This is a genomic window from Longimonas haloalkaliphila, from assembly GCF_055379825.1.
In genome coordinates, this window is sequence record NZ_AP043948.1 from 2,724,581 (window position 1) to 2,737,339 (window position 12,759).

Sequence of the window (12,759 nt, forward strand, 5' to 3'; positions counted from 1 at the left end):
TTGTTCCTCTACAGGAATACAGCCACTTCGCTTCCTCGCCCTGTGAACGCGCATGCTTCGTTTGTCTCGGGGGGCTGTCTTTCGTCCCCACTGCTGCACGTCAATCCGATTCGATTTCGGCGCGCATCGCCGTTAGCGTATGTCCGGGCAGGCGCAGGAGTCCACCAGGGGCGTAACGCGTCTGCGCGGTCGCCAGCCCCTCGCGGAGTTCCGGCACGACCACCCACCGCAGGCAGGTGCCGTCCATTACGTGCTCGTTCTCGGGCAGGTGCACCGTTCGTTGCTCATCGCTCTGGTTCATCACGACGAAGAACGTGTCGTCACGCACCAGCGTACCCCGCCCGTTCTTGCGTGAAAGAACACCACGAAGAATGAACCCAAATGTTGTGAGGTGGCTGTTGTCCCAGTCGCCGCTGTTCATTTCGCGTCCGTCAGGGTGCCACCATACGGCATCACTGACTCCTTTTCCTTCCGGGCCGCTCAAGAAATGGCGGCGTCGAAAGCTGGGGTGCCGCTTCCGGAACGCGGTAAGCCCCTGAACAAACTCCAGAAACTTTTCTTTTCGAGGCGTCAGGTTCCAGTCGTACCAGGTCGTTTCGTTATCCTGGCAGTACGGGTTGTTATTGCCGCCGCGCGTGTGCGAGAGCTCGTCACCGCCAAGGATCATGGGAACGCCCTGCGACAACAGCATCATGCCCATGAGGCTGCGTTTGCGACGCTCCCGGCAGGCCAGCACTACCGGGTCTTCTGAAGGCCCCTCCACACCGCAGTTCACGCTGAGGTTATGGCCGTGGCCGTCTCGGTTATCTTCCATGTTGGCTTCGTTATGCTTCTCCTCGTAGCTTACAAGGTCTTCAAGCGTAAATCCATCGTGAGCGGTTATGAAATTAATGGATGCGAAAGGGCGTCGCCCAGAGCGTTCATAGAGATCGCTAGATCCGGTAACGCGTGTCGCGATCTCGCCATTCTGTCCCTGGTCGCCGCGCCAGAAGCTGCGCACCGAATCGCGGTAGCGACCGTTCCACTCGGCCCACTGCCACGGGAAGCCCCCCACTTGATAGCCGCCCGGCCCCACGTCCCACGGCTCAGCGATCAGCTTCACCTGGCTGATCACCGGGTCCTGCTGGATGATCTTGAAGAACGGAGCGAGCATGTCAATGTCGTAGAGCTCGCGCGCCAGCGTCGACGCCAGGTCAAACCGGAAGCCGTCTACGTGCATCTCTTCAACCCAGTACCGCAGGCTATCCATGATCATCTGAAGCACGTATGAGTCGCCCGGATCAAGGGTGTTCCCCGTTCCGGTGTAGTCGATATGATACCGCTTCTGGTCGGGATTCAGCTTGTAGTAGGTCTTGTTGTCGATGCCTCGGAACGAGAGCGTCGGTCCCAGCTCACTCCCTTCGCACGAGTGGTTGTAGACCACATCGATAATGACCTCAAGTCCCGCTGCGTGTAGCGAGCGCACCATCATCTTAAAGTCGCGCACCGCCGAAATCGACCCGTTACTCGCATACGAGGGCTCCGGCGCGAAATAGGCCAGTGTGTTGTATCCCCAGTAGTTGGTGAGTCCTTTCTCTACCAGGAAGTGATCATTCAGCTTTGCATGCACCGGCAGCAGCTGCACAGTGGTGACCCCCAGACTCTTGAAGTGGTCGATCATCGGCTCGGAGGCCAGCCCCAGATAGGTACCTCGCAGCGAGGGCGGCACGTCTGGGTGCCGCTGGGTTGCGCCTTTCACATGGGTCTCGTAGATGACCGTCTCTTCCCACGGGATGCCCGGCGACTGGTCGCGCTGCCACGCAAACGTTTCTTCAACAACGGCCCCGAGCGGCGCGTAGGGGGCGCTGTCTTCGTCGCTAAACGAAAGATCAGCCTGGGCGTCTGACGTGTCGTAGCCATAAAGGCTTGAATCCCACGACAACGGCCGGCCAATGGCTTTCGCGTACGGGTCGAGCAAGACCTTGTTGGGGTTGAATCGCTGCCCTGCCTCCGGGTTGTAGGGGCCGTATACCCGGTAGCCGTAGAGCTGCCCAGGGCGCAGGTTTACGATGTATCCGTGCCACATCGGACCGGTCTGTTCGGGCAACTCAAAGACGTGGCTGGGCCGGTCGTCGTCGGCATTCTCAAACAATAACAGCTCTACCTTATCGGCATGCGCGCTGTGCAGCGCGAAGTTCACGCCGATGCCATCCCAGGTTGCCCCACGCGGATACGGCATGCCCGCGCGGATTCGCAGTCCGTCTTGCACGCGCTTCTCAATCTCCACATCCTGCGGAGTCACGATCTCTTCTTCGAACATCACTTTCTTGGGTATTGAGTAAACAACACAGGCGCTGCACAGTGCAGTGAACCTGGCAGTGAACCTGCTATCTGGACGCTGCTGAAACAGCTTACGTTAATTTTGCCTTGTCTGGTGCGCAGGCGACCCGCTTTTTTGCGTCGCTTCTGGCGCATTGTCCCTGCTCTTTTTAGCAGACAGCTCACCCACATTGGCACTGGCACTGTACTGACTGGACCAACTGGCCTCTCTTTCTGTCTCGTCCTCCGGCCTATCCTTATCCGTCTCCAGCCCATCTTTGTCTACCGTTTTATACGGCCCATCTTTGTCTACCGTTTTATACGGTAGTGCCCATCCACGCATGTGTGGCAACGTATAGCGTAGCAACGCTGCATCTCTCTATCTTTGGACTTTTTTGGCCTTTAGCCATCTTTTAGCGACCTACGACGGTCACCTGCAGATTCCAGAACAGGCAGCTGGTGGCAGCTAAGCCTCTTACAGGGCTTTTAATTACGCTATCTACATGCGCTTAAAGCTGTGACCTGCAACAATCGTGCGCAGAACGATACTCGGTAGTCGTAAGCGCACGCAACGTTACATCCTATCAACGAAAGAAAATGATTACAAAGACCAATAGCAACACAATACTCTTGCCACCCCCTGTCCGTAGTGTCTCCTTCCCATCTACGATTTTACGGTCGCATCCGAAAGGTAGAACCGGTAGATCGGCCAGACCCGCCGTACGGCGCTGAGCGTTTCAGCGACAAGATCACTGCCCCAATCAAGCACCTGCTCGCGCGGCATGAAACGACGAAGCCAAATGCCATCGGCGTTGTGCACCGCGTCGGGGAGTGTATCAAGCGGATCGGTGTGCGTGGTGGGCTCTGAGCGCCCGGTGCGGTAGTAGAAGCGCCACCGATCGCAGCGCAAGCATGCGTTTACGTGCTGCAGGTAGACCTCAGGGGCCTGCTGGATGCGCTGCTTGGCCTGGCGTAGCAGGTCGGTCGCGTGAGCACCCACAAAAATACCCACTTGGAATCCGTCAGGGTCGATTCGGTGGGAGATTTGAACATCCTTTAGCCGCTTTGTGTGAGGGCGATAGAACGCCATCCACAGGTTATCGTGGCATCCGCCAGCCCCAAAATCGTTCTTCAGCAGCCGGCTAAACACGTAGCGCTCGGTCTCAAAGTCCAGCCGACTCGGCAACACCCAGTTCACAACCAGGTCGTCTCGGTAGCGCTTAAACGGATCTTTGAGGACCTCGTGCAGATGCGGCTTCTCTTTGTTGTACTGGTCGATATGAGGCGTCTCTCGAAGCCGTGCCAGTACCTCAAACACCTCGGGCGCCCACCCTGTGAAGGTGCACCGGGGCGGGTCAGTTATCGACAGCGATTCGGCAGGCACCGACGCAGGAGCCCGCGTCGGCAGATCGGCAATGTCCATATAGCACAATAAACCACTGATTCAACAGACGTTGGGACAGGGACGTCGCGGTGGCACACCTGGGTTGAGCACCCGGAGCGCCCGCACAGGCCTGCGAGCACAGCAGGGGCCTACCAGTAGGTAACGACCTACCATGGCGGCCCCTGCCTTTTGAATAGCACGACTTCCTGAACAGGAAACGGGGCGACGATGCCCAGACGTTCCCATCAGGAGCCAACTGCCCGGCTGTCTTTCAAACTGTACTTTCGCTTAGACTGGTCGCTCAGACTATCACTCAGACGGCCCTGCATAGAGAGGCTACGACCGCTCTCCCCTGAGAAACGCATGGGCGCGCTTCACCATATCGGGACTCCCGATGAAGAGCGGGGTGCGCTGATGCAGCGCTTCAGGCTCAATTTCCATAACGCGTTTCTCGCCATTGGTCGCCATTCCCCCCGCCTGTTCGATTAAAAATGCCATGGGATTGGCCTCGTACATCAGGCGAAGCTTGCCATCGGGGTTGCCTTGCGTAGCCGGATACATGTAGATGCCGCCCATCATCATGTTGCGGTGGAAGTCTGACACGAACGACCCGATGTAACGCGTCTTGGCCGGACGGTTTGGGTCGTCTTCGTCGTACTCTTGTAGCCAGTTGAGGTAGTTGCGCAGCCCCTGGTCGAACGCGTGGTAATTTCCGCTGTTGATCGAGCAGATGCGCCCACGATCGGGCGTTTTTACGTTGCGGTGCGAGAGCAAGAACTCGCCGATGGAGGGATCGAGCGTGAAGCCGTTCACGCCGTGTCCGGTAGTGTAGACCAGCATAGTCGAAGAGCCGTACACCACGTATCCGGCCGCCACCTGGTCGGTGCCCGGCTGCAGCGCATCGTCGAGGGTTGCCTCCTCGGGCGGCACGTCGTCGGGGATGCGGTAGATACTGAAGATCGTGCCAACCGACACGTTTACATCAATGTTCGACGAGCCATCAAGCGGATCCATCAGCACGATGTAGTGGCCGTCCGACTCGCTGCTTGCGTCGATCGGAATGGCCTCGGCGTGCTCCTCGGAGCCAATCAGGCAGCACTCGCCGCCCCGGCGCAGCGCCAGCACGAACTCTTTGTGGGCCAGCGCATCCATCTTCTTCTGCACCTCGCCCTGCACGTTCGTGACGCCTGTCTGCCCGTATATGTCGAGCAGCCCCGCACGGCGCATGTCGCGGTTTACAATCTTAGCCGCCACACTGATGTCGCGCAGCAGCCTGGAAAAGGAGCCACTGGAGTGATCAAACAGGTTTTGCTGCTCCAGAATAAACTGCTCAAGCGTTTTGAAGTCGCCCAGATCGGCGTGTTCAACGATAGAAGAATCACTCATGCTATCAAAGGGACCTGATCACGAAAACGAAAGGAAACGAAGCAAATGCAGCGCTTCGTGGATGCATCAGGTGTACAATGTGCACATTAGCTTAACCGAATGCAACGGGTTTCTGCAAAAAATGGAAGCGCTTCTACGCAGGAATCACGGAAAACACTCCGCTGACTCCGTCGTCCTTGGTCCTGCAGGCCCCTGTTAGGCACCCATTGGGCAACCATTGGGCAACCATTGGGCGCGCTCATCAGACGACGTGTACGCCCCCCTCCTGTCCTTGCTTTTGCCTTGCTGCTGATCTCTTTCGTTTTGGTTCGGACGCCTGCTGACAGAGCGCGGCTGTGCACGACGCTACACCAGCGAGCGCAGCCCGAGCGTTTCGACCGCCGCCTCGGTATGGCAGGTCGACGGCTGCCCGTTATCCATGTCTGCCAACATCAGGCGGAGCGCAGCCGGGGTATCAACGTCGTACCAGCGCGGCAGCACCGTGAGCCGGGCGCTGGTCTGCCCGATGCGCGTGAGCGTCTGGTTCAGCACCTGTGGATGGCTGTAGCGCATGTCGGCAAAAACCTGCGGGTAACAGGCATTCATCCCGATCAGGTAGAACCCGCCGTCGTAGCTCGGCCCCAGGGTAATGCTATTCGGACGCGCCAGCGCCGAGAAGGCCTCCCGCAGAAAGGCCGTAGGAAGCGTAGGATGATCGCTCCCAACCACCGCCACGCGCTCGTATCCGTCAGACAACGCGTCCTGGATGCCGTGCTGCATGCGCGCTCCGAGTGCGTTCCCCTTCTGCACGCGCATGCCGTCTGCACGGGTAGCAAACGGCTCCGGGTCTTCACCCGCCGGCACAGGGGCCGCCCAGTGAATCAGCACATCGGCATGAAGTGCCTGCGTCTGCTCCAGCAGGTCGAGCAGGAACGCCCGGTAGAGCGCGGCGGCCTCCTCATCGGTCAAAACCGGAGTGAGCCGGGTCTTTACGCGTCCGGGACGCGGCCATTTGGCAAAGACGAGAAGGGCGTTGCGCATGCGCAAGGGGGGCAGGAGTTAGGGGGATGCGAGGCGGGGTGCTACTACGTACGAACAGATGCTACGACTGCATCCGGTCTACCGTCGCGTGCAGCACCTCTACGGCGCGGCGCAGGTGGACTTCGGTGGTTTCGGCGCCCATCGAGAACCGGACGGCCGCGGCAGCTGTCGCGTCGTCGAGTCCAATACCCGACAGCACATGGCTCGGCGTAAGCGTGCCGCTGGTACAGGCCGAGCCGGCTGAAGCCATAATGCCTTTCATATCAAGGTTCAGGATCAGCATTTCGCCGTCGACGCGGTCTCCGTTTTTCGGCGGCACGGCTACGTTCACGATGTGGGGCGCGCGGTGATCCGCTTCGGGCGGAGTATTGCACACGATGGACGTCCCCAGCGCGCCGTGCAGCTGCTGCATCAGCAGTTCTTGCAGTGCCGCCAGACGCTCGGCCTCGTCTGGCGCTCGCTCGTAGGCCTGCTCCAGCGCCGCAGCGAGCCCAACCACGCCCGCCACATTCTCGGTGCCGCCCCGCTGGTCGCGCTCCTGGCTACCGCCTTCAATGAGTGGCGCCAGAGCGTGGCCGCCGCGCACGTACAGCGCCCCAACGCCCTTGGGACCGTAAAGCTTATGCCCTGAAATAGTGGCGTAGTCCACCCCAAGCTCCTGCACGTCGTTCTGCAACACCCCCATCGACTGCACGGTGTCGCTGTGCAGCGCCACACCACGGGCGCGGCAGACCTCAGCGATAGCCGGAATGTCGGTGCGGGCGCCGGTTTCGTTGTTCACATGCATCAGCGAGACGAGCGCGGTATCGTCATCCAGCGCCGCCTCGACCTGATCCGGCGAGATGCGTCCGTAGCGGTCGGGGACCAGCCGGGTGACGCGGTGGCCGGCTGCTTCGAGATCGGATGCCGGTTCGAGCACGGCCTCGTGCTCCACGACCGACGTAACGAGATGGGCTCCCGGCCCCGCATCCGCCAGCCGCTTGCGCAGGACCCAGTTGTTCGCCTCGGTGGCTCCGCTTGTGAACACCACCTCGCTCGGCTCGGCACCAATGCAGCGGGCCACGCGCTCGCGCGCCTCCTCGACAGCCACGCGCGCCTGGCGCCCCCACCGGTGCACCGACGACGGATTGCCGTGGTGCGTGGTCAGGTACGGCATCATCGCTTCAAGCACCGGCTCGCCGAGCGGCGTACTGGCGGCATGATCCAGGTAGATGGTATCGGTTGGCGTGTTGGTCTGCATGGGGCGTACTGCCTCGAATCCAGTAAACAAAAGGGCCTGCGAAATACGTAGAGCAGCCGAATACAGCGCGCACGAAGCAGGAAGCGTCTGCGGCTGCAGGCGTGGCTGCGAACAAGTATCGGTATGCACGTTTTAAGACGAACGTTTCCCCTTCGTTGTTGTGCGAAAATGCAGTCTCCCCACCCATGGACAAACTTGTTGTGACGGGCGGCCAGCCGCTCACCGGATCGCTGCCCGTTGGCGGCTCAAAGAACACCGCGCTTCCGCTTATGGCCGCTGCGCTCCTCGCCAATGGAACCACCACGCTCACCAACATTCCGGCGTTGCGCGACGTGTACACGTTCTCGAACGTGCTGCGCGTGTCGGGCGCATCGGTCTCGTTCGACGAATCGGCCCACCAGCTTCGGGTGGATGCAAGCCGGGTTGACCATCCGGAGGCGCCCTACGAACTCGTCAAGAAGATGCGCGCCTCGTTCTATATGCTGGGCGCTCTGGTCGGGCGCTGCGGGCAAGCGCGTGTGTCGCTTCCGGGCGGATGCGCTTGGGGGCCGCGTCCGGTCGACCTGCACCTTGAGGGCATGAAGGCGTTCGGCGCGTCGATCGAGCTTGACCAGGGCTACGTGGTGGCCTCTACGCCGAACGGACGCCTGCAGGGCGGCTCGTTTCGGATGGAGCCGTCGAGCGTGGGCGCTACGATCAACCTGCTGCTGGGTGCGGTGACGGCCCGGGGCGGGTCGCGCATTGAGAACGCAGCCCAGGAGCCCGACGTGGTGGCGTTTGGCGAAACCCTGAAGCAAATGGGCGCACAGATCGACGGGCTTGGCACCCGCACTATCGAGGTGCAAGGCGTCGATGCGCTGGAGCCGGTGTCGGTGCGCAACACTCCCGATCGGATCGAGATGGGAACGTTCATGGTGGCGGCGCTGCTCGCTGGCGAGCCGGGCGTGCCTTTTCGCGTTGAAAACGGACACCACCCCCATCTGGGCGCCGCGTTCAAAAAGCACGTTGCCGATACAGGAGCCACGATCGTGTACGAGGACGATGTAGTCACCATTACACCGCCTGACCGCATCCGCCCAACGTCGATTGCGACGGCGACGTATCCCGGCTTCCCGACCGACCTGCAGGCGCAGTGGGGCGTGCTCATGGCGCATGCCGACGGCACCACGCGCATCACCGACACGATTTACGACGACCGGTTTAAGCACATCCCCGAGCTGCAGCGCATGGGGCTGGATGCATCGGTCAAAGGCGACACGGCCACGATTCACGGACCGACGGACTTCAAGGCGGCCACGGTAATGAGCACCGACCTGCGGGCGAGCGTCTCGCTGGTGCTGGCGGGTATGGTAGCGGAGGGCACGACCGACGTGCTGCGCGTCTACCATCTGGATCGGGGCTACGAGAACCTGGAGCAGAAGCTGCAGCAGGCCGGTATCGACATCCACCGCGAGCAGTACGACGAGTTTTCCGAGCCCGAGCGGATCGCCGAGCGCACGGCGTAGTCTCTTGACTAAGTGAACACTTTGATTTATGTTTGCGCTGACTCATTACCATATCTTCCACAGGACAACCGTTCCTTTCCATGAGCGACACATCTTTTTTCAGAATAGAATTCGGCTATAGTAGTTCGCGATACTATGACGAGGCTGTCGAACTCGCTGAAAACCATCAGTCATATCAACTTGACGATGAAGATGACGAGCTTCACTCTGTTGAGCTAGGTGTTAGCGAGGTAGAACTTGCCGAAGAAATCTGGGAGTTAGTTCGTCGTTGGAAATCCTCATCGTTTTCTGTCAATGGAAAAGAGCGCTCTAAAGGCCCTCTTCTGCAGGACGGCGTATCGTGCTTTCTAAGACGTAAAAAGGATGACTCCCCCGAACAGTATTGCTTCGGGAAAGAAGATGGTGAATGGAATATATGGGGATGCAAAAATCTTCGAATGCCTACTGGGAAGTGGCGTTTTGGTGGAATAAGTAAAGGGAACTTTGACAGCGCTGGCGTTTGGCACGTGGACAAACCGGCAATCGAAAAAGAGCTGAGAAAGCGTTCCAAGTCATGCGAACTGTGTCCTGTATTCAACAAGAAACAGGCGAAAGAGACACTTGAGTCGTTTCCTGATACGATAAATCCAGGTACGAGTCCAGACTGGGAGTATTACACACGTACCAAGTATGACGAAGACAAAGTCAGAGAAGTTGCCGTCTACGTGCGTCCTGTCATTTCCAATCTCTACAAATACGCGAAAGGGAATTTTACCCCGACGTTCAAAGAGGATGAAGAGTCGAACTTCGTAGTTTCAGAAGAAGATATTTCTGAAACTACACTCAACGTTTCAAGGACTGGAGGGAGGACTTCTGGAAAAGATGCTGGCAATCAGTCCTCAGGTAGCTTCTTCAGCACACGCAAAATGGTGTGGGGAGCAGTCATTCTTGTTCTGATCGTGTTTATATCCGCATGTTAAGCGGAGCCACAGTTTTGAAGCTCAAAGACGTTACGTGTACCTCAAAGGTGCGATTAAAAGCAAGTGCTGCCCTGGTAAGGGTAACCTCGAACGGCCGGTCGTCGTTACGGGGTACGCATCGGTTTGCAGGACTGTGCGACGGCACTGTCTGTATGTACTGTATGTACGCGCGAAGCTGTGGGCTCAGGGATCCCGGCACTGCGTGGACAGGCCTGCCCCGGTCAACCGACGGCGATCCCTCCGATCATCTCATCATAACGTGGTAGCGCCGCTGGGATGTTACATCTATCTCAAAGGTGTGCCCGTCCCAAAGCCGTGCCAGGGCAGACGTGTCTCGTCGGGGGCTACTGACCAGTCGTAACGACGCAGGGCCCTGCGTCGCCCGGAGCGATGCGTTACCATGCGGGACGGCATCTGCCATCCAAAGTAGCGCGACCTCAACCTCATGCTCTTCCTCTGCATGCGAAGGAAGCTCTACAACAGCGTCCCAGTGCCCTGGGACGTTACGTATACCTCCACGGTGCGCTTGTCCCGAGCGAAACCGAGCACACACCAGGTGCGCGCCCTCCAATCTGATGTAACGACGCAGGGCCTGCGTCGCCCGGAGCAATACGTTGCCATGCGGAGCGGCATCTGCCATCCAAAGTAGCGCGACCTCAACCTCATGCTCTTCCTCTGCATGCGAAGGAAGCTCTACAACAGCGTCCCAGTGCCCTGGGACGTTACGTATACCTCCACGGTGCGCTTGTCCCGAGCGAAACCGAGGGAACTCCAGATGCGCGCCCCCAACCTACCGTAACGACGCAGGGCCCTGCGTCGGCGCATAAAGCACGATCTCTCCACGCGGCGGGGCATCACCATCCGAGGCGATGGGACACCAACCACTCAGGAACGTGTGTCCAAGCACACTCCTGCACCATCTCGTATGCGAAGAGGGCTCCGCAACAGCGTCCCAGTGCCCTGGGACGTTACGTATACCTCAAAGGTGCGATTAAAAGCGGCATGCGGTTCTTTGAGTCGCATGGGCTACAAGAATTTCAATACCTCAAAGGTGCGATTAAAAGCAAGGTGGTCGGGCGTGTCAGCAGTGCGCAGCCCCTATTTCAATACCTCAAAGGTGCGATTAAAAGCCGGAGCCGCTCCGCGCCAGCAAGCGAAATGCAAAATTTCAATACCTCAAAGGTGCGATTAAAAGGAGTGATTGCAAAAGCGCCAGCGTGGCGCGGGCCCCACATTTCAATACCTCAAAGGTGCGATTAAAGGCCGCCGGACTCCCTCATTGACTGGGTCGAGTTTCGATTTCAATACCTCAAAGGTGCGATTAAAGGAAGGCGGGCGCTGGACACTGGAGACGGGCGTGGATAATTTCAATACCTCAAAGGTGCGATTAAAGGCATTGTCTTGCACGCGCAGCAGCACGCCCTCAAGGATATTTCAATACCTCAAAGGTGCGATTAAAGGGCCGCCATGACGGCTTACCCAGCAGCCCGGACATCTGATTTCAATACCTCAAAGGTGCGATTAAAGGGCCGCCTACGCTCCATAGTAGTCCACTCCAGGCGCGATTTCAATACCTCAAAGGTGCGATTAAAGGCCTACGTGGTATTGTGAATGCGTTCTTCACATTCGGATTTCAATACCTCAAAGGTGCGATTAAAGGAGGAGCGCATCAACAACGCCCTCGAAACGCGCTTGAATTTCAATACCTCAAAGGTGCGATTAAAGGTTACCGCCCCCGCCACGCCCGAAGCGGAGCAATGGCAATTTCAATACCTCAAAGGTGCGATTAAAGGTCCTACACCAACAAAGACGGCGAACGCGTCGATACCAATTTCAATACCTCAAAGGTGCGATTAAAGGCTGGGGCACGCAGGAGCCGGACGTGTCTGCTTTCGATTTCAATACCTCAAAGGTGCGATTAAAGGTCAGTACCTTCGAAGATCAAAAGATCCGGTCGATAGATTTCAATACCTCAAAGGTGCGATTAAAGGTCGTGACCACAATGCGCGAGGAGGCGATGGCAGACATTTCAATACCTCAAAGGTGCGATTAAAGGTGCGCACCGACACGCTTCGTGTGGGAGCTGACGCCCATTTCAATACCTCAAAGGTGCGATTAAAGGTCGTGACCACAATGCGCGAGGAGGCGATGGCAGACATTTCAATACCTCAAAGGTGCGATTAAAGGTGCGCACCGACACGCTTCGTGTGGGAGCTGACGCCCATTTCAATACCTCAAAGGTGCGATTAAAGGTCGTGACCACAATGCGCGAGGAGGCGATGGCAGACATTTCAATACCTCAAAGGTGCGATTAAAGGTGCGCACCGACACGCTTCGTGTGGGAGCTGACGCCCATTTCAATACCTCAAAGGTGCGATTAAAGGGGGATGCGCCCCATCCTGCAGGACATAGAAGACGACAATTTCAATACCTCAAAGGTGCGATTAAAGGCCTTTCAGAATATGGATATTAGCCCGCTTAGATGCAAATGAACGCCGGTTTTTTGTTGTGCCGGGTCCGTAGATCTCGTCACCCTCCGGTAGTGCATAACCCCCCGGGGGGACGACGACATTCGCTAACTCGTTGGTTCTACGCTTCATATCCATAAATTTTGGAGTGTGGCACGATGGTTGTGGGTGCCGTTTTTCCAAAAATCGACCGAGGCCGACGACAAAACAGCCTTGAGCGGCGTTAAACAGGGGTCACAGAAAGCGTCCGGTTTCGCCCGGCTCCTCGCCCAGCGTTTCGCGCTCCATGTACGACTCGGCCCGCACGTGCCACACGATGACTGAATCTTCGGTCGGCTCCATGAGGGCCTGGGCCTCCTGCTTGAGTTGGTCGTACTGCGCCTTCGTGAGTTCGCCCTCGAACACCGAGTTCTGCACCCAGGTCAGGTAGCGCCGAAACAGCTTTAGCATTTTGGCGACGCGGTCTACGTTCACGTCGTACACAGCGATGATGTACATG

At 58.2% G+C, this 12,759-nt stretch carries 8 protein-coding genes and 1 CRISPR repeat array; of the genes, 2 read left to right on the forward strand and 6 right to left on the reverse strand.

What is annotated here, in order from left to right; all coding sequences use genetic code 11:
• Nucleotides 1–100: 100 nt before the first annotated feature.
• The 5 genes from glgX to ACZ48V_RS10700 all read right to left on the reverse strand — a co-directional run bounded on the left by glgX (nucleotide 101) and on the right by ACZ48V_RS10700 (nucleotide 7,457).
• Nucleotides 101–2,218: a glycogen debranching protein GlgX gene (gene glgX, locus ACZ48V_RS10680; protein WP_464543122.1), complete on the reverse strand. Its 2,118-nt coding sequence runs from the start codon at nucleotides 2,216–2,218 to the stop codon at nucleotides 101–103.
• 744 nt (nucleotides 2,219–2,962) lie between these two features.
• Nucleotides 2,963–3,721, reverse strand: coding sequence for a hypothetical protein (locus ACZ48V_RS10685; RefSeq protein ID WP_464538981.1), 759 nt, complete (start codon nucleotides 3,719–3,721; stop codon nucleotides 2,963–2,965).
• Nucleotides 3,722–4,018: 297 nt separating this feature from the next.
• Nucleotides 4,019–5,068, reverse strand: a complete 1,050-nt coding sequence (fbp, locus tag ACZ48V_RS10690; RefSeq protein ID WP_464538983.1) for a class 1 fructose-bisphosphatase — start codon at nucleotides 5,066–5,068, stop codon at nucleotides 4,019–4,021.
• Nucleotides 5,069–5,413: 345 nt separating this feature from the next.
• Nucleotides 5,414–6,088, reverse strand: coding sequence for a TIGR04282 family arsenosugar biosynthesis glycosyltransferase (locus ACZ48V_RS10695; protein ID WP_464538985.1), 675 nt, complete (start codon nucleotides 6,086–6,088; stop codon nucleotides 5,414–5,416).
• Nucleotides 6,089–6,149: 61 nt separating this feature from the next.
• Nucleotides 6,150–7,457: a cysteine desulfurase family protein gene (locus ACZ48V_RS10700; protein WP_464538987.1), complete on the reverse strand. Its 1,308-nt coding sequence runs from the start codon at nucleotides 7,455–7,457 to the stop codon at nucleotides 6,150–6,152.
• Nucleotides 7,458–7,513: 56 nt separating this feature from the next.
• Between ACZ48V_RS10700 and murA the strand changes: the two genes are divergently transcribed.
• On the forward strand, nucleotides 7,514–8,833 hold the full coding sequence (gene murA, locus ACZ48V_RS10705) for a UDP-N-acetylglucosamine 1-carboxyvinyltransferase (RefSeq protein ID WP_464538989.1): 1,320 nt from the start codon (nucleotides 7,514–7,516) through the stop codon (nucleotides 8,831–8,833).
• Nucleotides 8,834–8,913: 80 nt separating this feature from the next.
• Entirely contained in the window at nucleotides 8,914–9,792 is an 879-nt protein-coding gene (locus tag ACZ48V_RS10710; RefSeq protein WP_464538991.1) for a hypothetical protein, read from the forward strand.
• 968 nt (nucleotides 9,793–10,760) lie between these two features.
• Nucleotides 10,761–12,243: direct repeats of the CRISPR family, unit length 30 nt; unit sequence ATTTCAATACCTCAAAGGTGCGATTAAAGG.
• Nucleotides 12,244–12,494: 251 nt separating this feature from the next.
• Here ACZ48V_RS10710 and cas2 read toward each other — a convergent pair.
• Nucleotides 12,495–12,758, reverse strand: a complete 264-nt coding sequence (gene cas2 / locus ACZ48V_RS10715; protein ID WP_464538993.1) for a CRISPR-associated endonuclease Cas2 — start codon at nucleotides 12,756–12,758, stop codon at nucleotides 12,495–12,497.
• Between the last annotated feature and the right edge of the window lies 1 nt (nucleotide 12,759).

Coding starts and splice junctions, on each gene's coding strand:
- ACZ48V_RS10710 (WP_464538991.1), top strand. CDS start 8,914: ATGAGCGACACATCTTTTTTCAGAATAGAATTCGGCTATAGTAGTTCG.
- fbp (WP_464538983.1), bottom strand. CDS start 5,068: ATGAGTGATTCTTCTATCGTTGAACACGCCGATCTGGGCGACTTCAAA.
- ACZ48V_RS10695 (WP_464538985.1), bottom strand. CDS start 6,088: ATGCGCAACGCCCTTCTCGTCTTTGCCAAATGGCCGCGTCCCGGACGC.
- ACZ48V_RS10685 (WP_464538981.1), bottom strand. CDS start 3,721: ATGGACATTGCCGATCTGCCGACGCGGGCTCCTGCGTCGGTGCCTGCC.
- glgX (WP_464543122.1), bottom strand. CDS start 2,218: ATGCCGTATCCGCGTGGGGCAACCTGGGATGGCATCGGCGTGAACTTC.
- cas2 (WP_464538993.1), bottom strand. CDS start 12,758: ATGTACATCATCGCTGTGTACGACGTGAACGTAGACCGCGTCGCCAAA.
- murA (WP_464538989.1), top strand. CDS start 7,514: ATGGACAAACTTGTTGTGACGGGCGGCCAGCCGCTCACCGGATCGCTG.